At 74.0% G+C, this 21,577-nt stretch carries 19 protein-coding genes; 14 read left to right on the top strand and 5 right to left on the bottom strand.

Translation table 11 applies throughout. From position 1 onward, the window contains the following. Positions 1–34: 34 nt before the first annotated feature. From H2038_RS13640 to H2038_RS13580, 13 genes are all read left to right on the top strand, one after another. Positions 35–1,408 (top strand): hypothetical protein, encoded by a 1,374-nt coding sequence (locus H2038_RS13640; protein WP_292114304.1) that lies wholly within the window; start codon positions 35–37, stop codon positions 1,406–1,408. A 20-nt stretch (positions 1,409–1,428) separates the two neighbouring features. Next, the gene (gene ccmI / locus H2038_RS13635) at positions 1,429–2,247 is read left to right on the top strand and encodes a c-type cytochrome biogenesis protein CcmI (RefSeq protein ID WP_292114301.1); all 819 of its coding nucleotides are present in this window, start codon (positions 1,429–1,431) and stop codon (positions 2,245–2,247) included. Next, entirely contained in the window at positions 2,247–2,729 is a 483-nt protein-coding gene (gene ccmE / locus H2038_RS13630; RefSeq protein WP_292114299.1) for a cytochrome c maturation protein CcmE, read from the top strand. The genes ccmI and ccmE overlap by 1 nt, the downstream gene beginning before the upstream one ends. Next, the gene (locus H2038_RS13625) at positions 2,726–4,708 is read left to right on the top strand and encodes a heme lyase CcmF/NrfE family subunit (protein ID WP_292114296.1); all 1,983 of its coding nucleotides are present in this window, start codon (positions 2,726–2,728) and stop codon (positions 4,706–4,708) included. Before ccmE ends, H2038_RS13625 begins: the two co-directional genes overlap by 4 nt. After that, on the top strand, positions 4,705–5,226 hold the full coding sequence (locus H2038_RS13620; RefSeq protein ID WP_292114293.1) for a cytochrome c-type biogenesis protein: 522 nt from the start codon (positions 4,705–4,707) through the stop codon (positions 5,224–5,226). Before H2038_RS13625 ends, H2038_RS13620 begins: the two co-directional genes overlap by 4 nt. A 111-nt stretch (positions 5,227–5,337) precedes the next feature. Further along, positions 5,338–6,888: a trypsin-like peptidase domain-containing protein gene (locus tag H2038_RS13615; protein WP_292114292.1), complete on the top strand. Its 1,551-nt coding sequence runs from the start codon at positions 5,338–5,340 to the stop codon at positions 6,886–6,888. Between the two features lie 69 nt (positions 6,889–6,957). Beyond that, entirely contained in the window at positions 6,958–7,629 is a 672-nt protein-coding gene (locus H2038_RS13610) for a response regulator transcription factor (protein ID WP_292114290.1), read from the top strand. Beyond that, the gene (locus H2038_RS13605; RefSeq protein WP_292114288.1) at positions 7,629–9,047 is read left to right on the top strand and encodes a HAMP domain-containing sensor histidine kinase; all 1,419 of its coding nucleotides are present in this window, start codon (positions 7,629–7,631) and stop codon (positions 9,045–9,047) included. Before H2038_RS13610 ends, H2038_RS13605 begins: the two co-directional genes overlap by 1 nt. Beyond that, complete coding sequence (locus H2038_RS13600; RefSeq protein WP_292114286.1) at positions 9,044–11,953, top strand: bifunctional [glutamine synthetase] adenylyltransferase/[glutamine synthetase]-adenylyl-L-tyrosine phosphorylase; 2,910 nt, start codon at positions 9,044–9,046, stop codon at positions 11,951–11,953. The genes H2038_RS13605 and H2038_RS13600 overlap by 4 nt, the downstream gene beginning before the upstream one ends. Positions 11,954–12,002: 49 nt before the next feature. Further along, a complete protein-coding gene (locus H2038_RS13595; protein WP_292114284.1) occupies positions 12,003–12,563 on the top strand; it encodes an EF-hand domain-containing protein in 561 nt (186 codons plus the stop codon). Between the two features lie 65 nt (positions 12,564–12,628). Then, entirely contained in the window at positions 12,629–13,192 is a 564-nt protein-coding gene (locus H2038_RS13590) for an RNA polymerase sigma factor (RefSeq protein WP_292114283.1), read from the top strand. 2 nt (positions 13,193–13,194) lie between these two features. After that, positions 13,195–13,626: a hypothetical protein gene (locus H2038_RS13585; protein WP_292114281.1), complete on the top strand. Its 432-nt coding sequence runs from the start codon at positions 13,195–13,197 to the stop codon at positions 13,624–13,626. Continuing rightward, complete coding sequence (locus tag H2038_RS13580) at positions 13,623–14,132, top strand: periplasmic heavy metal sensor (protein WP_292114280.1); 510 nt, start codon at positions 13,623–13,625, stop codon at positions 14,130–14,132. The genes H2038_RS13585 and H2038_RS13580 overlap by 4 nt, the downstream gene beginning before the upstream one ends. Here the strand turns inward: H2038_RS13580 and H2038_RS13575 are convergent. The 3 genes from H2038_RS13575 to H2038_RS13565 all read right to left on the bottom strand — a co-directional run bounded on the left by H2038_RS13575 (position 14,129) and on the right by H2038_RS13565 (position 17,139). Next, positions 14,129–15,979, bottom strand: a complete 1,851-nt coding sequence (locus tag H2038_RS13575) for an ATP-binding protein (RefSeq protein WP_292114278.1) — start codon at positions 15,977–15,979, stop codon at positions 14,129–14,131. The two genes, H2038_RS13580 and H2038_RS13575, sit on opposite strands and share 4 nt — an antisense overlap. Before the next feature lie 88 nt (positions 15,980–16,067). Next, positions 16,068–16,637 carry a hypothetical protein gene (locus H2038_RS13570; protein ID WP_292114275.1) on the bottom strand — a complete coding sequence of 190 codons (570 nt, stop codon included), beginning with the start codon at positions 16,635–16,637 and terminating at the stop codon, positions 16,068–16,070. A gap of 91 nt (positions 16,638–16,728) precedes the next feature. After that, positions 16,729–17,139, bottom strand: a complete 411-nt coding sequence (locus H2038_RS13565; RefSeq protein ID WP_292114273.1) for a CBS domain-containing protein — start codon at positions 17,137–17,139, stop codon at positions 16,729–16,731. Positions 17,140–17,251: 112 nt separating this feature from the next. On the opposite strand from H2038_RS13565, the gene H2038_RS13560 reads away from it, so the two are divergent. Beyond that, positions 17,252–18,751, top strand: coding sequence for an aldehyde dehydrogenase family protein (locus H2038_RS13560; protein WP_366926504.1), 1,500 nt, complete (start codon positions 17,252–17,254; stop codon positions 18,749–18,751). Here the strand turns inward: H2038_RS13560 and H2038_RS13555 are convergent. Together H2038_RS13555 and H2038_RS13550 are read right to left on the bottom strand one after the other, a co-directional pair. Beyond that, a complete protein-coding gene (locus H2038_RS13555) occupies positions 18,748–19,941 on the bottom strand; it encodes a winged helix-turn-helix domain-containing protein (protein WP_292114269.1) in 1,194 nt (397 codons plus the stop codon). The two genes, H2038_RS13560 and H2038_RS13555, sit on opposite strands and share 4 nt — an antisense overlap. A gap of 80 nt (positions 19,942–20,021) precedes the next feature. Beyond that, on the bottom strand, positions 20,022–21,577 hold a 1,556-nt coding region (locus H2038_RS13550), incomplete at its 5' end, for a VWA domain-containing protein (protein WP_292114267.1).

Raw genomic sequence — 21,577 nt, 5'->3', positions numbered from 1 at the left:
GTCCGGCGGCGTGTCCGGTCTCGAAGGCAGGGTTATGGCAGGGCTTTCCGACGCCCATCGCAGCGCGCTCGCGTCGCTTCTGTCCCGGTGCGGCGAACCGGTCCTGAAGGCCGTCGCCGACGCCGTCGCCCGCCTGCCCGGACCCCGCGCGATCGAACTCCGCGCCATGCTGTCCCACGAGACGCGCGACCGCCGCCGCCGCGCCTACGCCTTCGCGCCCCTGGTCCCGATGTTCCGCCCGCGGCCCGATGGCGTGCCGGCCCTGACCTTCCCGGCCGACGTCCTCCCGCGGCTGTGGCGGCTGGCCAGCGAGCGTGAGCCCGACCTGCTCTTCCGCCTCGACGATCCCGACGAGGACGAGGAAGCCGTCGCCGTCGCCGTCGCCAACCGCATCTGCCAGGCGGCGGCCTCGATCGTGCGCGACCGGCCCGAACTCGTCTGGCCGGCGGACGGGGATCCGGCCGCGCGCGAGACCGGTCTCGAGGAACTCGCCGCCTGCCTCGACCTCGCTCACCTCGCCCGGCGCGCCCTGCTCTCGGTCGAGGTCTGGCTCAAGCGCCCGGACGGCGACCAGCTCGCCGAGCTGCGGCTGCTGGTCAAGGATGCGGCGGCCATCCACGCCGACGGCGCGAAGCGCTTGCTGGAGATCCTGTTCGCCCATCTCGAGGACGCGGTCCTCGTGCTGCGCATCGTGACCCGCACCTCCGGCGCGGCGGGGCGCGAAGGCTTCCTCAGCGCCTCGGAGCTCGCCGACTTCGTCGACCGCCTGCTGGACGGCGTGGCGGCCCGCGCCGACCGGCTCGCCGCCTATGCGCCCGGGCCCGACGCCGACGAGCTCCGCCAGGTGGTGACCGACCTCGACTGGTGCGCCAACGTCCTGGCCGAGCTGGACGTCACCCTGGCGCTCGACCCCGGCTCCGCCTGGGGAAGGACGGCCCGGGAGGCGCGGGTCAAGCTGGGCGACTGGCTGGCCGGCCTGATGCGCGCCGCCGATCGCGCCGTCGACAAGGCCCTGCCGCTGACCCGGGTGCAGCTTGCCGGGCGGATGAGCCGCCAGGCGCCCCTGCTGACCGCCCCCGCCCGCGGCGAGGCGGCGGACGCCGCCCTGGCCCTGTTGCGGCTGGTCGGCGCGGCCCGCGGGGCCACGGCCGTGTTCGGCTGCGAGGCCGCGCGCCGGACGCTGGAGGAGACGCTGCAGGCGCGCCTGACCGACTACGCCGACCAGGTGCTGCACATGGTCAACGACGGCGAGGCGCCGGACGAGGCGCACGCCCTCAGGCTCGTCGGCGTCGCCGCGCGCTACCTCGAGGAGATCGACGCCCGTCCCGCCGCGCGCACCGTGCGTCGCCGCGCCGCAGTGGCCGGAGGGGACTCCACCGGAGCCGGGCCCTCGTCGCAGGCCGCCTGATAGGCTAGATCGCGGCGGCTATGACTCTGTTCTGGATCATGACCGCCGTCGCCGCCGCCCTCGCCGGTCTCCCGGTGCTGGCCGCCGCCCGTCGGGGCGCCGACGCCGGCGCGGCGGTCGAGACCGCGGCCGCCGGCGCGGAGCTGGCCGATCTGGACCGCCTGCGCGAGCGCGGCCTGATGGACGAGGCGTCCTGGACCGCCGCGCGCGCCGAGGCCGCCCGCCGCATCCTCGCCTCCGGCCGCAGCGCGACGCCCGTCGAGGCCGGCCGCGGCGACCCCCGGTGGGTGCTCGGCGGCGTCGCCGCCGCGGGGGCCCTGGCCCTCGGCCTGTACGCGCTCGTCGGGTCGCCCGGCGCGCCGGACCAGGGCTACGAGTCCCGCGTCGACGAATGGGCCACTCGGCTGGACACCCTGCAGGCGCCGCAGATCGCAGCGGTCGCCGCCCGCGTCGTGGCCGAACGTCCGGATGATCACGAGGCCCTGACCATGCTCGGCGCCGCCCGCTTCGAGGCGGGCGACCCGATCGGCGCCGCCTCCGCCTTCCGTCGCGCCCTCGCCCTGCAGCCGGACGACGCGCAGAGCTGGAGCCGGCTCGGCGAAAGCCTCGTCCGGGCCAACGGCGGCGCCGTCGACGGCGACGCCGAGGCGGCCTTCCGGCAGGCGGTCCGGCGCGATCCCGGCCAGCTGGGCGCGCGCTACTTCCTCGGCGAGGCGGCGCTGGCGCGCGGCGACGCCGCCGCCGTGCGCGAGATGTGGCTGCCGCTGATCGCCGCCCTCGATCCCCGCGATCCCCGCCGCGCCGACCTCGAGGCGCGCTTGCCGGGTGGAGACGCCTGATGGCCTGGTTGCCGAAGTCCCCGAAGGCGCGCCGCCGGCTCTGGGTGGTGCTCGCCGTGGCGCCGGTGCTGGCCCTCGCGGTCGGCCTGTCGCTCTTCGCCATGCGCGACAGCGTGACCTTCTTCTTCACCCCGTCCGAGGCCACCGCGGAGAAGGCCCCGGCGGGCCGCGTGGTGCGGCTCGGCGGCCTGGTCGAGATCGGCAGCATCCAGCGGCCGACGCCGGGCGAGGTCGCCTTCGTCGTCACCGATTCCGTCGCCACCACCCGCGTCGTCTACCGCGGCGACCTGCCCGACCTGTTCCGGGAAGGGCAGGGGGTCGTCGCCCAGGGCGCCTTCCTCCCCGACCGCAGCTTCCGCGCCACCCAGGTGCTGGCCAAGCACGACGAGACCTACATGCCCCGCGAGGTCGCCCGCAGCCTGAAGGAAAAGGGCGAGTGGCGGCCCGAGGCCAGCCTGGTCGACGGGGACTCCGCCTCGTGATCGTCGAAGCGGGCGCCTTCGCCCTTGTCCTCGCCTTCGCCCTGGCGGTGCTGCAGACGGCGCTCGCCGTCGGCGGCCGTCTCCGCCGCAGCCCGGTGCTGGCCGGCGGGGCCAACGGCGCCGCCCTGGCCTGCGCGGCGGCGGTCCTCGTCGCCTTCGCGGCGCTGGTCTACGCCTTTGCGACCTCGGACTTCTCGGTCGCCAACGTCGCCGCCAACAGCCACACCGACAAGCCGATGCTGTACAAGGTGGCGGCCGCCTGGGGCAGCCACGAGGGCTCCCTGCTGCTGTGGTGCCTGGTCCTGACCGGCTTCGGCGCGACCCTCGCCCGCGCCCGCAACCTGCCCTTCGGCCTGCGCACCTCGGCCGTGGCGGTGCAGGGCCTGCTCGGGGCCCTGTTCCTCGCCTTCGCCGTCTTCACCTCCAATCCCTTCGCGCGCCTCGACCCCGCCCCCTTCCAGGGCGCCTCGCTGAACCCGCTGCTGCAGGACCCGGCGCTCGCCTTCCATCCGCCCTTCCTCTACGGCGGCTACGTCGGCTTTTCGGTCTGCTTCTCGCTGGCGGTGGCCGCCCTCGTCGAGGGCCGGGCCAACGCCGCCTTCTGGCCGGCCTGGGGGCGCTGGGTGCGGCCGTGGGCGCTGGCCAGCTGGGTGCTCCTGACCCTCGGCATCACCCTCGGCGCCTTCTGGGCCTACTACGAGCTCGGCTGGGGCGGCTGGTGGTTCTGGGACCCGGTCGAGAACGCCTCCTTCATGCCCTGGCTGGCGGGCGCGGCCCTGCTGCACTCGTCGATCGTCACCGAGCGCCGCGGGGCGCTGGCCGGCTGGTCGACCTTCCTCGCCCTGCTGGCCTTCAGCTTCTCCATGCTCGGCGCCTTCCTGGTGCGCTCCGGCGTCCTGACCAGTGTCCACGCCTTCGCGGTCGATCCCGAGCGCGGCATGATGCTGCTCGCCATCCTCGGCGCCACCGCCGGCGCCGCCTTCGCCCTGTTCGCCTGGCGGGCGCCGCAGCTGAAGGGCGGCGGCCTGTTCGCCCCGGTCAGCCGCGAGGGCGGGCTGGTGCTGAACAACCTGTTCCTGACGGCCGCCGCCGCCACGGTCCTGCTCGGCACCCTGTATCCGCTGATCCTCGAGGCGGCCACGGGGGCGACCATCTCGGTGGGCCCGCCCTACTTCGCCCTGACCTTCGTCCCCCTGATGGCCGTGGCCCTGGTCGTCCTCCCGGCCGGGCCCTTCCTCGCCTGGAAGCGCGGCGACCTGCGCGGCGTGGTCCAGCGCCTCGCCCTCGTCTTCGGCCTCGCCCTGCTCCTCGCCGTCGCCGGCTGGTTCGCCTTCGAGCCGCGCAAGATCCTCTCCGCCCTCGGCCTCGGCCTCGGCGCCTGGCTGATCCTCGGCGCCCTGGCCGAGACCGCCGACCGGATCCGCCTGTTCCGAGCCTCCGCGGGCGAGTCCCTGCGCCGGGCGCGCGGCCTGCCGTTCGCCGCCTGGGGCATGACCCTGGCCCACGCCGGCCTCGGCGTCTTCGTGCTCGGCGCGGTGGTCGAGACCGGCTTCCGCGTCGAGGCGGCGCAGCCGCTCGCCGTCGGCGAGTCGCTGCAGGCGGGCCAGTGGACGGTCACCCTGAGGGACGTGCGCATCGTCGAGGGGCCGAACTACCTGGCCGAGCAGGGGCGGCTGACCGTGGCCGGCCCCGGCGGCGCGCGCGAGGTCACCGCCGAGCGTCGCTTCTTCCCCGCGGGCGGCCAGACCACCACCGAGGTGGGGCTCGACTTCCGCGGGCTGGACGACGTCTATGTGGTGCTTGGCGAGCGCGGCCAGACCCCGGCCGGCGCCCCCGGCTGGAGCGTGCGCGTGTGGTGGAACCCCTGGGCCCGGCTGATCTTCCTCGGCCCCGCCATCATGGCGCTGGGCGGCGTGCTGTCGCTGCTGGATCGCCGGCTGCGCCTGACCGCCGGCGCGCGCAAGGCGAGGACGGCGTGAGCCGGCTGGCCGCCCTGACGCGTCGCGCCGGCCGGGCGTTCGCCGCGCTGCTGTGCCTGGTCGCGGCCTCCACCGCCGTCGCCCAGGAGCCGCCGCCGGCCCCGGACCGGCCGCTGGCGGACGCCCGGCAGGAGTCCCGCGCCCAGGCCCTGTTCGACGACATCCGCTGCGTGGTCTGCCAGCACGAGGCCATCGCCGACAGTCCCGCCGGCATTGCCGCGGACATGCGCCAGCTGGTGCGCGAGCAGATCGCCGCCGGCCGGTCCGACGCCCAGATCCGCGACGACCTCGTCCGCCGCTACGGCGACTTCGTCCTGTTCAGCCCGCCCGTGCGGGCCGGCACCTGGCTGCTGTGGTTCGGGCCGTTCGTGGTCGTCCTGGCCGTCGCCGCGGCCCTGCTCGCCTTCGCCCGCCGCCGCCGGCCGGAGACCGCGCCCCTGTCGGCGGAGGAGGAGGCCCGGCTGGCGGAAATCCTCGCCGACCGCCGTGATCCTGACGCAAAGCCGTCGGACGACTGACCGGTCGGGAACCCATCCTCCCGGCCAGGGCGTTGGTCCCGGGGACGAACGCCCTATATTGATCGCCTTACGGGCGCGACGACGCCCGACCAGAGGGAACGCAGTCTGCCTATGATGAAGCGCAAGGAGTTCATGCTCGGGGCCGTCGCCGGTCTCGCGTTTGCGGCCGCCGCCACCGCGGGCGGCGTCATCGACTGGCCGTCCGCCCAGGCCGGGCCGGTCGCCGGGGTTTCCGGCCGCCTCGCCCCCAGCGCCGGCGCCGCCGGCCTCGCCTTCGCCCCGCCCCAGGGCGCGCCCCTCAGCTTCGCCGACATCTTCCAGCAGGTCGCGCCGGCGGTGGTGCAGATTGACGTTCGGACCCCTGTCGAGACGCCGCGCTCGCTCCAGATCCCCGGCCTGCCCGGCTTCAGCATCCCCGTGCCGGAAGGCGAGGCGCCGCAGGGCGAGGACGGCGAGGAGGGCGCCACCGCCCTCGGCGCCGGCTCCGGCTTCTTCATCTCCGCAGACGGCTTCATCGTCACCAACAATCACGTGATCGAGAACGCCACCGAGATCACCGTCAGGCTCGCCGACGAGCGCGAGCTGGAGGCCCGGGTGATCGGTCGCGATCCGGCCACGGACCTGGCCGTGATCAAGGTCGAGGGCGCGGACTTCCCGTTCGTCAGCTTCGAGGAGGCGGCGCAGCCCCGCGTCGGCGACTGGGTCATCGCCGTCGGCAACCCGTTCGGCCTCGGCGGCACGGCCACGGCCGGGATCGTCTCGGCGGTCTCCCGCCGCAACATCGATCCGAGCACCGCGAACTACGTCGACTTCCTGCAGATCGATGCGGCCATCAACCGCGGCAATTCGGGCGGGCCGACCTTCGACATCTACGGCCGCGTCATCGGCGTGAACTCGGCCATCTACGGCAACCCGCTGGGCGGCTCGGTCGGCATCGGCTTCGCCATTCCCTCGGTGGTCGCCAAGCCGGTGGTTGAGGAGCTGATGCGCGAGGGCCGGATCGAGCGCGGCTACATCGGCGCGACCGTCGGCCTCATCACGCCGGAAATCCAGCGCAGTCTCCAGTTGCCGAACCGCCGCGGCGCCCTGATCGTCAGCGTCAACCCGGGCGGACCGTCCGACACGGCCGGGCTGCGGGCGGGAGACATCGTTCTCAGCCTCAACGGCCGCGAGGTCGAAAACAACACGGACCTGACGCGACGGGTGGGCCAGGCGGATCCCGGCGACAATCTGCGCATGGACATCCTCCGCGACGGCCGACGGCAGACCGTGACGGTCCGCTCCGGCCGGCGTCCTTCGGAGGAAGAACTGGTGGCTGCGGCGAACGGCAGTGGCGGCGAGGGGCCGGCTCCCGCGCCTGAAGCCACCGGGGTCGAGGTCGGCGGCGTCACTGTCGCGCCCCTGACCGCCGCCGCCCGCAGCCGCTTCGACATCCCGCGCGAGGTGAACGGGATCGTCGTCACCGCCCCGGGCCGCGGTTCCGCCCGCGGCTTCCGGCCGGGCTATGTCATCATGCGGGCCGGAAACCGGCAGGTGACCAGCGTGGCCGATCTCCAGGCGGAGGTGGAGGCGGCGAGGCGCGGCGATCGCGGCGTCTTCCTTCTGGTCTGGACCCCGCAGGGCAACGTCCCCTTCGTCCTCGAACTTCCCGACCCTGAATAACCCTTAACTGCCGGAACCGCCGCCGATGCGCTAACATCGGCGGCGATTCTCGTTACGGGGGCTGATTCCATGCGCATTCTGGTGGTCGAGGACGACGCCGACGCCGCGACCGCCATGGTCCGGGGCCTGACCGAGGCGGGGCACGAGGTGACCCACGCCGTCGACGGCGCCTTCGGCCTGCTGGAAGCCCAGAAGGGCGGCTACGACGTCTATGTCGTCGACCGCATGATGCCGCGGCTCGACGGGGTCGGCATGGTCGAGACCCTGCGCAAGGACGGCGACCAGACCCCGGTGCTGTTCCTGTCCGCCCTCGGCGAGGTCGAGGACCGCGTCACCGGCCTCAAGGCCGGGGCCGACGACTACCTCGTCAAGCCCTACGCCTTCGCCGAACTGATCGCCCGGGTCGAGGCGCTGTCGCGCCGTCGCGAGACCGGCTCGGTGGCCACCATGCTCAAGGTCGGCGACCTCGAGATGAACCTCATCGCCCGCACCGTGCACCGCGCCGGCCAGGAGATCGACCTGCAGCCGCGCGAATTCCAGCTGCTGGAATTCCTGATGCGCCACGCCGGCCAGTCGGTGACCCGCACCATGCTGCTGGAGAAGGTCTGGGAGTATCATTTCGACCCCCAGACCAACGTCATCGACGTCCACATCAGCCGCCTGCGCGCCAAGATCGACAAGGGCTTCGACAAGGCCATGCTGCAGACGGTCCGCGGGGCGGGATACAGACTGGAGGCCTGATGCGCCTCCCCTCCCTCCTGCGCCGCACGCCGTTCCGGCTGACCCTGCTGTTCCTCGCGCTGTTCGCCGCGGCGGCCAGCGCCATCCTCGGCTACGTCTACGTCGCCTCGGCCGCCGAGGCCCGCGCCCGCGCCGAGTCCGCCGTGCGCGCCGAACTCGACACCCTCACCGGCATCTACCGCGAGCGCGGCTCCGACGCCCTCAACCGCGCCCTGGTCGACCGGCTGATCACCGACAGCCCCTTCCTCTATCTGCTGATGGACCGGGAGGGGAGCGTGATCACCGGCTCCCTGACCGCCTCGCCGATCGTCGACTACGCCGAGGGGGAGCAATGGATCACCTACCCCTACACCGACACCGACGCCGAAGGCCGGGTGACCCGGCCGCAGGCCCGGGGGGTGCAGGTGCGCCTCGCCTCCGGCGAGCTCCTGTTCGTCGCCCGCTCGATGGGCGACACCGAAGCCTACCTCGCGCGCCTGACCCAGGCCCTGTGGGCCGCGATGGGCATCGTCCTGCTGCTGGGGCTGGCCGGAGGCCTGTTCGTCAGCCGCAATCTCGAACGCTCGATGGGACGGCTGAACCGGGTGGTCACCGCCGTGCAGGAGGGCGACCTGAAGGCCCGGGCGCCGGTGCGCAACTCCGGCGACGAGCTCGACGAGCTGGGGCAGGGGCTGAACGTCATGCTCGACCGGCTGGAGGCCTCCATGGCCTCGATCCGCCACGCCGGCGACGCCATCGCCCACGACCTGCGCTCGCCGCTGACCCGCATGCGGGCCAAGCTCGAGGTCGCCCTGATCGACGCTGAGGCGGGCAAGATCGACGGGGTCGACGCCCTGCAGCTGGCGCTCGACGAGACCGACAGCCTGCTCAAGACGTTCAACACGGTCCTGGCCATCGCCCGCCTGCAGGCTGCGGCGGGATCGGGCCGCACCCCGGACCCGACGGTGTTCGACGCCGCCGAGCTGGCCGCCGACATGGCCGAGCTGTACGAGCCGGCCAGCGAGGACAAGGGGCTGGAGTTCTCGGCCGAGATCGAGCGCGGCCTGATGATCGAGGCCAACCGGCCCTTCCTCGCCCAGGCGCTGGCCAACATCATCGACAACGCCATCAAGTACACGCCCACGGGCGGCGCCGTGATGCTGCGCGCCCGCCGGCGGTCCTCCGGCGAGATCGAATTCTCGGTCACCGACACCGGCCCCGGGGTGCCGGAGGGTGATCGCGAGCGGGTGATCGAACGCTTCGTGCGCCTCGACAACAGCCGCACCGAGCCCGGTTCCGGCCTCGGCCTGGCCCTGGTGGGCGCGGTGATGGAGGCCCACGGCGGCCGCATCCAGCTGGACGAGGGGCCCGGCGCCTACGGCGGCTTCGGCCCCGGCCTGCGCGTCGCCCTCGTTCTCCCGCCGGCGGTCGGCGCGTGAGCGCCGCCGCGCTCCACGCCCGACTCGCCCCGTGCGGTCCGGTGGTCGACGCGGACGCCGCCGACCGGGCCCGTGAGCGGCTCGCGGAGGCGGCCGGGGAGGGCGGCTGGGGCGATCTGCTCGACACGGCCTGGCCGGCCCTGGCGCCGGTGTTCGCCGCCTCCCCCTACCTGTTCGGCCTGGCGCGCCGCGCGCCGGATCGCCTCCGCGCCATTCTGGAGGACGACCCGCTTGTCCGGCTGGCCGACATCCTCGCCCGGACCGGGGCGCTCGCCGGCGGCGCCGACGACCTCCGCGCGCCCCTGCGCCGGCTGAAGGGGGAACTGCATCTGCTCACAGCCCTCGCCGACCTCGGCGGCGCCTGGGGGCTGGACGCCGTCACCGGCGCCCTCAGCCGCTTCGCCGACGCCTCGGCGCAGGCGGCCCTGCGGGCCGTGGTCCACGACCAGCGCGAGCGGGGCAGGATCACCGGCGCGGCCGACGATCCGCGCGGCCCGCTCCCCGGCCTGTTCGGCCTCGCCATGGGCAAGCACGGCGCCGACGAACTGAACTACTCCTCGGACATCGACGTCAGCCTGTTCTGGGAGCCGGAGGCGCTGATCCCGGCGCTGGCGGCCGGGGTGGAGCCGCAGCGCTTTCTCGACCGCCTCGCCCACGCCTTCGCCGGGCTGATGCAGGAGCGCACCGGCGACGGCTACGTCTTCCGGGTCGACCTGCGCCTGCGGCCGGATCCGTCCTCCACGCCGCCTGTCGTGGCCGCCCCCTTCGCCCTGACCTACTACGAGGGCGTCGGCCAGAACTGGGAGCGCGCCGCCTTCATCAAGGCCCGGCCGATGCTCGGCGACCTCGGCGCCGGCAGCGCCTTCCTGAAGGCGCTCGAACCCTTCGTGTGGCGGCGCAGCCTCGACTATCCCGCCATCCTCGACATCCAGTCGATCAAGCGCCAGATCCACGTCCACAAGACCGGTGAGGGGCTGGAGGCCGCCGGCGCCAACCTGAAGCTGGGCCGCGGCGGCATCCGCGAGATCGAGTTCTTCGCCCAGACCCAGCAGCTGATCCTCGGCGGACGCGATCCGGCCCTGCGCCAGCGACGCACCGTCGACGCCCTCGCCGCCCTCCGGGACGCCGGCCATGTCTCCCCCGAGGTCTGCCTTGAACTGACCGCCGCCTACGAGGAGCTCCGCGGCCTCGAGCACCGGGTCCAGATGCTGGACGACGAGCAGACGCACGACCTCCCGGCGGACCCGGCCCGGCGCGCGGCCGTCGCCGCCCTCGCCGGCGAGGCGGACCTCGCCCTGTTCGACAGCGGCGTCGAGGGGCTGCTGGCCGGGGTGAACCGCCGCTACGGCCAGCTCTTCGAAGGCGGCGAGGCGCTGTCCTCCCCGTTCGGCTCCCTCGTCTTCACCGGGGTGGAGAACGACCCGGAGACCCTGCGCACCCTGTCGCGGATGGGCTTCTCCGACCCCGCCGCGGTGGCGGACACCATCCGCAGCTGGCACCACGGCCGCATCCCCGCCACCCGCACCGCCCGCGGGCGCGAGCTGTTCACCCGCCTCGCGCCCCGGCTGCTGGAGGCCATGGCCGCGACGGGCGCCGCCGACGCCGCCTTCCGCCGCTTCGCCGTCTTCTTCTCCGCCCTCAGCGCCGGCGTGCAGGTGCAGGCGCTGTTCCTCGCCCAGCCGAAGCTGTTCCAGCTGGTGGTGCGGGTGATGGCCTTCGCTCCGCGGCTGGCGCGGGCGCTGGGGCGCTATCCGGCCGCCCTCGACAGCATGCTGGACGCCCGTTTCGTCCGGCCGCTGGACGAGGACAGCGGCGTGGTGGCGCAGATGCTCGCCGACGCGGCCGCCGCGCCGGACTTCGAGGCGGCGATGAACGTCGTCCGCCGCGTCCATCGCGAACAGATGTTCCGCATCGGCGTGCAGGTCGTCAGCGGCCGGGCCGGGGCCGAGGCCGCGGGACGGGGCTACGCCGTTCTCGCCGACGCCTGCATGCGCGCGCTGGCCCCGGCCGCCCTCGCCGAGGCCGTGCGGCAGGGCGGCGCCCTGCCGGGCGGAGCGGTGGCGGTCGTGGCGCTCGGCAAGGCCGGGTCGCGCGAGATGACCGCCAGTTCCGACCTCGACCTGATGACCGTCTACGCGGCGCCCGCCGAGGCGGTCTCGGAGGGGCGGGGCTGGAGCGCCGGCGTCTTCTACTCCCGCTTCACCCAGCGCCTGATCGCCGCCCTGTCGGCGCACACCGCCGAGGGCGGGCTGTACGACGTCGACATGCGCCTGCGCCCCACCGGGGCGAAGGGGCCGGTGTCCCTGCCCCTGTCGGCGGTGGAGGACTACTACGCCCGCGACGCCGACACCTGGGAGTTCATGGCCCTGACCCGCGCCCGGGTCGTGTGGAGCGACGACCTCGCCTTCGGCGAGCGGGTGACGCAGGCGCTGCACGACATCCTCCGTCGTCCCCGTCCGCCGGGCGTCGACATCGCCGCCGACGCCCGCCGCATGCGCGACCTGATGGCGCGGGAGCGGCCGGCCCGCGGCTTCTGGGACCTGAAGCTGGCGCGCGGCGGCCAGGTCGACGCCGAATTCGTCGCCCAGGTGAGCCAGCTGCGGGCGGCGCGGGACGGGGGGGCCGTCGCCGCCTCCACCCTGGACGGCCTCGCGGACCAGCCGGAGCTGGCCGAGGCGTGGCGGCTCCAGCAGGCCCTCGCCCAGGTGCTCGCCGCCGCCTTCGACGAGCGTCCCGACCCGGCCGCGGAGCCCGACGGCTTCCGCAGCCGCCTGGCCGAGGTCGCCGGCTGCGACAGTTTCGACACCCTGCAGGCGCGCCTGACGGAGGTCCGCTCGGCCGCCCGCGCCGCCTTCGAACGTGCGCTGCCCGCGCCCGCGACGGAGAGTCCGCCCCCGCCCGTTTGATCTCCGACAGGGACTGCCCTGGATCGCTCCCCCCATGGAGATCAAGACGATGAGAACCTCCCTTCTGATCGGCGGCCTCGCCGCCCTGGTGCTCGCCGCCGGCGGCGCCGTCGCCCAGCAGGCGCCGGAGCGGCCGGCCGCCGGTCCCGCCCGCGCCGACGCCGACGGCGACGGCCGCATCAGCCAGGCCGAGTTCGTCGGCCGGCGGCTCGAGCGCCTCCGCGCGGCCGACGCCGACGGCGACGGCGCCGTTTCGGCCGAGGAGCGCGGCGCGGCGCGCCAGGCGCACCGCGCCACCCGCATGGCCGCCCGCTTCGACCGGCTCGACGCCGACCGGGATGGCGTCCTCAGCCGCGCGGAGTTCGAAGCCGCCCGTGGCGGGGCCCGCACGCGAGCCCACGGCCGGAACGCCGCCCGCCCCATGCGCGCGGCCTCCCCGGTGGCCATCGCCGATGCTGAGGCCCGGCTGACCCAGGCCTTCGCGCGGCTCGACGCCGATGGCGACGGCTACGTCACCCAGGTCGAGCGGCGCGCCGCCCGCGCGGCGTCGCGGGCCAATCGCCGCGCCCCGGCGGCGCAGGCGTCGCCTTCGGCGCCTGCTTCGGAGTAAGGAAATGCCGGGCCCGGCGGTCGGCGACCTGTCAGCCCTCCCGACCATCATCGCAAGAGGGATGCTTGCCGCCGATCGCCGACCCGGACGAGGATCTGGTGCGCCGCGTCGGCGACGGCGACGCGGCGGCCATCCAGGCGATGGTGGCGCGCAAGCTGCCGCGCATGCTGGCGCTGGCGCAGCGGATGCTCGGCGATCCCGTCGAGGCCGAGGACGTGGCGCAGGAAGCCATGCTGCGGGCGTGGCGGCAGGCGCCGCGCTGGGCGCCCGGCCGGGCGAGGTTCGACACCTGGCTGCACCGCGTGGCCCTGAACCTTTGCTACGACCGGCTGCGCCGGCGGCGCGAGGTTCCGACCGAGACGCCGCCGGACCGGCCCGATCCCGGTCCGGGACCGGATCGGGGTCTGCTGGCCGCCGACGTCGGCTCCCGGGTCGATGCGGCGCTCGCCCGCCTGCCGGTGCGGCAACGCGAGGCGATCATCCTGTGCCATTATCAGGAGCTGTCGAACATCGAGGCCGCGGCGCTGCTGGAGATCAGCGTCGAGGCCCTGGAAAGCCTGCTGTCCCGCGGACGGCGGGCGTTGAGAGCGGCGCTGGCCGATCTGCGGCCGGGGGCTGAAGGAGCGTGAGTATGATGACGGCGGAGAGATTTCTCGCCCTGGTCGAGGCGTGGGGCGCCGATCCGCGGCGCTGGCCGACGGACGAGCGGTCCGCCGCGGAAGCCTTCGCGGCGGCCCATCCGGGTCAGGCGCGCGCGGCCCTGGCGGAGGCGGAGTCGATCGACGCCCTGCTGCAGGCGTCCGGGTCGCCCGCGCCGTCCCTCGCCCTGCGCGACCGCGTGCTGGCGTCGGCCGCCTCCGCGGGGCTGCAGGCCCGCCGTGCCGGGCGGCGCTGGATGGACCGGCTGGGGCTCGCCCTCGGGGCCGGCTGGGCCGCCGCCGCCTGCGCCGGCGTGGCGGCGGGGGTCATGCTCGGCACGCATCTGACGGCCGATGCGGAAGCCGACGCCATCCTCTACCAGTCCTCCCTGCTCGGGCTCGACGACACGGAGGTCCTCGGGTGACCAGTCGCACGCTCCGGATCCTGCTGGGCGTATCGGTGGCGCTGAACCTCTTCGCCCTCGCCGCCGCGGGCGCCGCCGTGATCCGCTACCGGGCGGTGGAGGCGCGGATCGAGGCCGCCGACAGGCCTTCCCGCAACCGGCCGCCGGCGCTTGCGCTGGTGGAAGGCGTCGATCCCGAGGTGCGCGAACACGTCCGCGAGACCCTGCGGCAGTCGGCGCGGGAGGTGCGGCCCGACTTCGAGGAAGCGCGGCTCAAGCGTCGTCAGGCGATCGAGCTGGTGCGCTCCGCCGATTTCGATCCCGTGCAGGTCCGGGCCCTGCTGGAACAGTCGCGCGCCGCCGAGCTGCGGGGCCGGGCGCGGATCGAGTCGGACGCCGTCGGTCTGCTGCAGACGCTGGAGCCGGACGATCGCGCGGCCCTTGCGCCGGTCCTGACCCGCCGCGGCCGGTTCGCCGCGCGCGGCCCCCGCGACGACGCCCGCCGGGGGGCGGCCGCCCGTCCCTAGGCCGCCCGCGCCCGGTCGCCGGCGTCCGCCTCGGTCGCCGGCTTCCGCATCGGCAGGTCGAAGCTCACCGTCGTGCCCCGTCCGGGTTCGCTGTCGATCGACAGCCGGCCGCCGTGCAGTTCGACGAGCGACTTGGTCAGGGCGAGCCCGAGGCCGGTGCCCTGGGTCGTCTTGGAATGCTGTCCCTCGACCTGCTCGAACGGGCGGGCCAGCCGCCTCACGTCCTCCGGCGCGATGCCGATGCCGGTGTCCGTCACCGCCACCCGCATCCGGTCCTGCCCCAGCCGCGACAGCGAGATGACGATGTCGCCGCCCTCGGGCGTGAACTTCACCGCATTGGAGACGAGGTTCAGGATCACCTGCTTCACGCCCCGGTGGTCGGCGTCGATCTCCGGCAGGTCCGGCGCGTCGACGGTCAGGTTGAGCCCCGCCTCGGCGACCTTGCCGCGCATCAGCCGCGCCACGTCGTCGACGATCTCGCGCAGCGACACGCGCTCGTAGTGCAGGGTCAGCTTGCCCGCCTCGATCTTCGCCATGTCGAGGATGTCGTTGATCAGGCTCAGCAGGTGCTGGCCCGACTTGAGGATGTCGGCCGCATAGCCCTTGTAGCGCGGGTCGCCCAGCGGCCCGAACATCTCGCCGGCCATGATCTCGGAGAAGCCGTTGATGGCGTTCAGCGGCGTGCGCAGCTCGTGGCTCATATTGGCGAGGAATTCGGACTTGGCCTGGTTGGCGGCCTCGGCCCGGGTCATCGCCACCTCGTACTTGCGCGCCAGGTGCGACAGCTCCTCCTCGCGCTGTTCGAGCGCCGACACCGTGGCCTGGAGGCGCTCCGCCGCCCGCTGGCGCTCCGCCTCCTTCTGCTTGATGGCCGTGATGTCCGCGGCCGACACCACCGAGCCGCCGTCCGAGGTGAAGCGTTCGACCAGCTGCAGCCAGCGGCCGTCGTGCAGCTCGACCTCGCGGGCGCCGACCCGCCCGCCGGGAGCCGGCTGGTCCGAGCGGATGGCCAGGGCCGCGATCCGGTTCAGGTCGGCCTTCAGGGCCCCCTTGCGCAGCACGCCGTCCTCGAAGCCGAAGGCGTCCTGGAAGGCCTGGTTGCAGAGGATCAGCCGCTCGTGCCGGTCGAACAGCACGAAGGCGTCCGACACGCTCTCGATGCCGTCCCGCAGCCGGCTCTCGGCCGCCTGGGCCTGGGCCTTGGCGCGCCGCGCCTCGGTCGTGTCCAGCGCGATGCCGAGGATGGAGGAGAAGCCCTCCTCGCCGCGATCGCCGCGGGCCTGGCCGCGCGCGTCGATCCACCGCGTCCGGCCCTGGGGGTCGGGGGCGGGGAAGCTGACCTCGAACACGCCGTAGGTCTGGGCCTGACGCAGGGCGTGGTCGAAGGCGTCGCGAAAACGGGGGTGGATGCGCTCGATGAAGGTCTCGACCGGCACCGGGCCGCTGCGCTCCAGTCCCATCAGCCGGGCCATGTACTCCGAGACCGTGACCACTCCCGCGTCCACGTCCCAGTCCCAGACGCCGCACCGCGCCGCCTCGACCGCGCCGCGGAAGCGACGCTCGGAGGCCGCCCATTCGCGGCTGATCCCGAGCTGCCGCTGCTCCATCATGTACACGACCACGAGGGTGAAGAGGCCGATGGCCACCGGCGGCCCCAGCACCCACAGATCGGCGAGGCTGAAGCCGTCCGTCCGGGCGCCGCTGACGTCCCGCGCCACCAGCAGGACGTGGGCGGCGATCGCCAGCACCAGCACGTAGATGGCGATGCGAAGCCAGGCGGGCGGCGCCTTGTTGCGATCGGCGGCCCGTCGTCCCTGCGGTGTTATGCGGCGTTCCTCACCCCGCAAGGCGCTCTCCCGGACGATTCGACGGCGATGCCTGAATCTAGGCTGCGTCGCGGATTCGTGTCGAGGCGGCTTGTCCCGTCCGGTGCAATCAGGCCGCGCGGGTCGCCGGCGAAGCGGCTTCGACCGGCGGCGGGGCGAGCACGTCGGTGATGCCTTTCAGGACCTCGCGCGCCTCGCGGGCCATCATCTGCAGCTCCGGCGGCGCGTCCTCGGGCGCGTCGTCGACGGCGGCGGTCAGACGCTCCGCCAGCGCCATCAGCCGCGGCGCGGCGGCGATCAGCCGGGCCTGGAACTCGATCTGCTGCGGGTCGCGGTCGTACTCGGCGCCGGGCACGCGCCAGCCGCCCCAGTCCGCCCGATCGGTCACGACCACCGGATAGGTGCCGGGGTAGGGGTGGTGGGCGGTGTCCTCGGCCGTCTGCCACTTGTTGCGGGCCCGCATCAGCCGCCAGTTCTGGCCGGCAGCCGCCGCGGCGTCTTCCACCGGTAGCAGAAGCTCGTGGGCGAGGAACTCGCGGCCCAGCCCCACATCGTAGGTGACCCGCACCGGCTCCTCGAAGCCCTTGGCCCAGACCGGCTGGACCCTCTCGATCTGGGCCCACGCGCCGACGCACTCGACCCAGACCTTTTGCCCCTTCTGGAATTGCGCGCGCGCCATGCCTTAGCTCCGGTCTCTCATGCGGAACATGGCCGGCGCGCGGTGAACAGCGGGTTTGGCGACAGGGTTAAGCAGCCCTGAACGCCGGCGGTCAGGGCCGGGAGATGTCCTCCAGCGCCTCGCCCGCGTATTTTTCCTTCACCCGCGTCGACAGATCGCCCAGCGAGACCACGCCGACCAGCCGGTCGTCCTTGTCGAGCACCGGAAGCCGCCGGATCTGCCGCGATCCCATCGCCTCCAGAACCTCCTTCAGGTCTTCGTCGACGCGGGCGGTGTGCGGATCGCGGGTGATGTACTCGATCACCGGCGAGGTGCTCGCGGCGCCCTCGGCGATGGCGCGGATGCAGATGTCGCGGTCGGTGATGGTGCCGACCAGCCGGTCGCCGTCGGCCACCGGCATGAAGCCGAAGTCGCCGTCGCGCATCCGCGCCGCCACCTGCTGCAGGGTGTCGCCGGGACGGGCCACCTGCACGTCCTTGCTCATGATGTCGCGGATCTTCATGCGCCGTCTCCTTGCTGTCGGGTCGGCGACACAACCCGTGCCGCGACGGCGGGTTCCGCCGCCGCCGTCGCCGGGCTAGACCCGTCCGCGGACCCGGTGGAGAGCGTGCATGATGGCGGCGGACGAGGCGAAGGCGATACTCGCGCGACTGGGAGTCGACGGCCCCATCTGGAGCTCCGACGGCTTCGAGGCGCGGTCGCCGGTCGACGGCTCGGTCGCGGGGCGGCTGTCGGAGACTCCCGCCGAGGCCCTCGACGGCGTGGTCGCCCGGGCCGCGGCCGCCTTCGAGGTCTGGCGGCGCGCGCCCGCGCCCCGGCGCGGCGAACTGATCCGGCTGTTCGGCGAGGAGCTGCGCGCCGCCAAGCCCGACCTCGCCCGCCTCGTCACCCTGGAGGCCGGCAAGATCGTCTCCGAAGGCCTCGGCGAGGTGCAGGAGATGATCGACGTCTGCGACTTCGCCGTCGGCCTGTCGCGCCAGCTCTACGGCCTGACACTGCCCAGCGAGCGGCCCGGCCACCACATGCGCGAGACTTGGCAGCCGCTGGGGCCGGTGCTGGTCATCTCGGCCTTCAACTTCCCGGTCGCGGTGTGGGCCTGGAACGCCTGCCTCGCCCTGGTCTGCGGCGACCCGGTGATCTGGAAGCCCTCCGAGAAGACGCCGCTGACCGCGCTGGCGACCCAGGCGGTGTTCGAACGCGCCCTGGCCCGCTTCGGCGACGCCCCGGAAGGCCTGTCCCAGGTGGTCGTCGGCGGGCGCGACGCCGGCGAGGCCCTGGCCGCCGACCCGCGCATCCCGCTGGTGTCCGCCACCGGCTCGACCCGGATGGGCCGGGCGGTGGCGCAGACCGTCGCCGCCCGTCTCGGCCGCTCCCTGCTGGAGCTCGGCGGCAACAACGCCATGATCGTCACGCCCTCCGCCGATCTGGAGATGGCTGTTCGCGCGATCGCCTTCTCCGCCGTCGGCACCTGCGGACAGCGCTGCACCTCGCTGCGCCGCCTGCTGGTGCACGAGAGCGTCGCCGACGCCCTCCTGGCCCGCCTGAAAGCCGCCTACGGGTCCCTGCCGATCGGCGATCCCCGCGAGGACGGCGTGCTGGTCGGGCCGCTGATCGACCCCGACGCCGCCGAGGCGTTCGAGGCGGCTGTCGCCCAGGCGGTCTCGGAGGGCGGCGAGGTGGTCACCGGCGGCGGGCGACTGGACCGCGACGGAATCTACGTCCGCCCCGCCATCGTGCGCATGCCGGCGCAGACGGAGGTGGTCATGCACGAGACCTTCGCCCCCATCCTCTACGTCCTGACCTGGTCCGACTTCGACGAGGCGGTGGCCCTGCAGAACGCCGTCCCGCAGGGTCTCTCGTCCTGCGTCTTCACCGACTCGGTGCGCGAGGCGGAGCAGTTCCTGTCCGCCTGGGGCTCCGACTGCGGCATCGCCAACGTCAACATCGGCCCCTCGGGGGCCGAGATCGGCGGAGCCTTCGGCGGCGAGAAGGACACCGGCGGCGGCCGCGAGTCCGGCTCCGACGCCTGGAAGGCCTACATGCGCCGCCAGACCCAGACGGTGAACTTCTCCTCCGCCCTGCCGCTGGCCCAGGGGGTGCGGTTCGAGGTCTAGCCGGCGGCCGCCAGCGCCTCCGCCAGATCGCCGCGGCCGACGACCTCCACCCGCTCCAGGCCCAGCCAGCCGGCCATCCGCCCAAGCTCCGCGGCCAGCCGTTCCGGCGTCGCCGCCGTCGTGTCCGGCTCGCGCCACGCCGCCTGCACCCGCAGCACGCCGGCCTGCCGGTCCGCCTTCAGGTCGACCCGCGCGGTGATCGCCTCGTCCTCGAGGAAGGGGAGGACATAGTAGCCGTGCGTCCGCTTGTGGGCCGGGGTGTAGATCTCCAGCCGCACCCGCGCGCCGAACAGCCGCTCGGTGCGGTCCCGGGTCCAGATCAGGTTGTCGAACGGCGACAGCAGGGCGTCGCCCTTCACCTTCCGCGGCCGCCGCGCGTCGGGCCACAGCCACGCGGTCCGCGCCCAGCCCTTCACCTGCACCGGCGTCAGCTCCCCAGCCTCGGCCAGCTCCGCCACCCGCGCCCGCGCGTCGGCCAGCGGCAGCCGGAAGTAGTCCCGCAGGTCGGCCTCGGTCGCCACCCCCAGCGCCCGCGCCGCGATGCGCACCAGCTCGCGCTGGGCGTCGGCCTCGTCCGGCGTCGGGGCCTCGACCACCGCCCGCGGCAGCGCCCGTTCGGTCAGGTCATAGACCCGTTCGAAACCACGCCGGGTCCGGGTGGTGATCAGCCCGGCCCAGAACAGCCACTCCAGCGCCCGCTTGCCGTCCGACCACGACCACCAGCCGGGCGCTCCGCGGGGGCCTTCCGCGAAGTCGCCGCCGGTGACCGGCCCCCGCCGCTCGATCTCCTTCAGCACCTCCGCGATGTAGTCCGCCCGTTCGCGTCCGAACCGCGCCACGCCGCCCCAGACGCCTTCGCCCGCCTGCGCCCGCGCCATGCGCCAGCGCAGCAGCGGCTGGCTCTCCACCGGCAGCAGCGACGCCTCGTGGCCCCAGTATTCGAACAATCCCCGCCGCGCCCCCCAAGCCTCGGCCTCCAGCGCCTCGCGCGGATAGGCGCCCAGCCGCGAGAAGCCGGGCAGGTAGTGGGTTCGCGCCACCGCGTTCACGCTGTCGATCTGCACCACCCCCAGCCGGCGCGCGAGGTCGCGGACATGCCTCCGGCCGGGCGCCGCGGGGGGCGTCCGGCCGAAGCCTTGGGCGGCCAGGGCGATGCGGCGGGCGGCGGCGGGGGAGAGGGTCTCGGTCACGGGCGGCACAATGTCGCCAACCCTCGTCCCTGGGGAGAGGGGAACCGGCGCCGGCGCCGATTCCCGCCAGCCTCGCCGCCCTAGGGCGTCCTTGCCGCCGGCAGCTCCGACGCCGCGCGGACCAGTTGCACGAACTCCGCCCGCTCCCCGTACGGATCCTCGCCCCGCGCGCCCTGGGCCTGCTCGAGGATCGCGGCCCAGCCGTAGTCGGCCGGCATCCAGGGATCGCCGCGCAGCTTCTGACCGAAGGCCGCCACCGCCAGGGCCCAGCGCGTGCTCTCCGGCGGCTGGGCCGACACCCGCCCGGAGGCGCGGTTCGTCACCACCTGCTGGATCAGTCGCGAGGCGTCCTCGCCCGGCCGCTTGTAGCGCACCTGCACGAAGCCGATCTCGCCCGACGGATCGCCGCCGCCGACGCCGATGCGGTTCCGGTCATAGCGCCGGTCCGGGATCTGGCCGGGGCCGCCGACCGGCGTGATCTCGTAGAGCGCCGTCACCGCCGCGCCCGACCCCACCTCCCCGGCGTCGACCCGGTCGTTGGCGAAGTCGGCCTCGTCCAGCAGCCGCGTCTCGTAGCCGATCAGCCGGTACTCGGCGACGCGGGCCGGATTGAACTCGACCTGGATCTTGACGTCGTCGGCGATGGGGAAGGCCCCGCGGTCGAACATCGGCCCGAACAGCCGCCGCGCCTCGTTGAGGTCGTCGACATAGGCCGCCGCGCCGTTGCCGGCCTGGGCGATGGTCTGCATGCGGGCGTCCTGGTAGTTGCCGCGCCCGAAGCCGTAGACCGACAGGTAGATGCCCGTCTCCCGCTTCGCCGCGACATAGTCCTCCAGCCGCATGTCGTCGGTGACCCCGACGTTGAAGTCGCCGTCGGTGAACATCAGGATGCGGTTGACCCGGTCGCGGGCGAAGTTGGCCTGGGCCTGGTCGTAGGCGTTGGTCATGCCGGTCGCGCCCGCCGTCCCGCCGGAGGCGTAAAGGCTGGCCACCGCGCAGCGGATCTTCAGCTTCTGGTCGCCCGGCGTCGGCGCCAGGGTGGTCCCGGCCCCTTCCGCGTAATAGGTCACCGCCACCGTGTCCTGCGGCCGCAGCCGGTCGATGATCAGGTTCATCGAGCGCTGCGCCAGCGCCAGCTTGTCCGGGCTGTTCATCGAACCCGAGACGTCGACGAGGAAGGTCAGGTTCAGCGGCCGCCGCTCGCGCTCGGGCAGCTCATAGCCCTGCAGCCCCACGTGCACGATCTGCCGCCCCGGCGCCCAGGGCGCCGCCGCCACCGCGGTGTGGATCGCGAACGGCTCGTCGGCCGACCGCGGCCGGGCGTAGCCATAGTCGAAATAGTTGATCAGCTCCTCGACCCGCACGGCGTCCGCCGGCGGCGCCCGTCCCTCGTCGATGAAACGCCGCACGTTGGAATAACTGGCCGTGTCGACGTCGATCGAGAAGGTCGAAACCGGTTCCTCCGCCACGCGGCGCACGGGATTGGGCGTGGCGTTCGGGTAGCGTTCCGTGTCGGGAACCACCCGGGGCGCCGGTCCGACGATCTGCCCCGGCGCCCGGGGCACGCGTGAGCCGCTCACCGCGAGCTCGCCCGCGGCGGGCGTGGCCACAGGCGGCGGCGGCGGCGGAGGGGGCG

It is taken from the genome of Brevundimonas sp., assembly GCF_013912005.1.
Classification (GTDB): domain Bacteria; phylum Pseudomonadota; class Alphaproteobacteria; order Caulobacterales; family Caulobacteraceae; genus Brevundimonas.
Note: the sequence above shows the minus strand (reverse complement) of the source record. Positions and strands in the feature narration are given on the sequence as shown.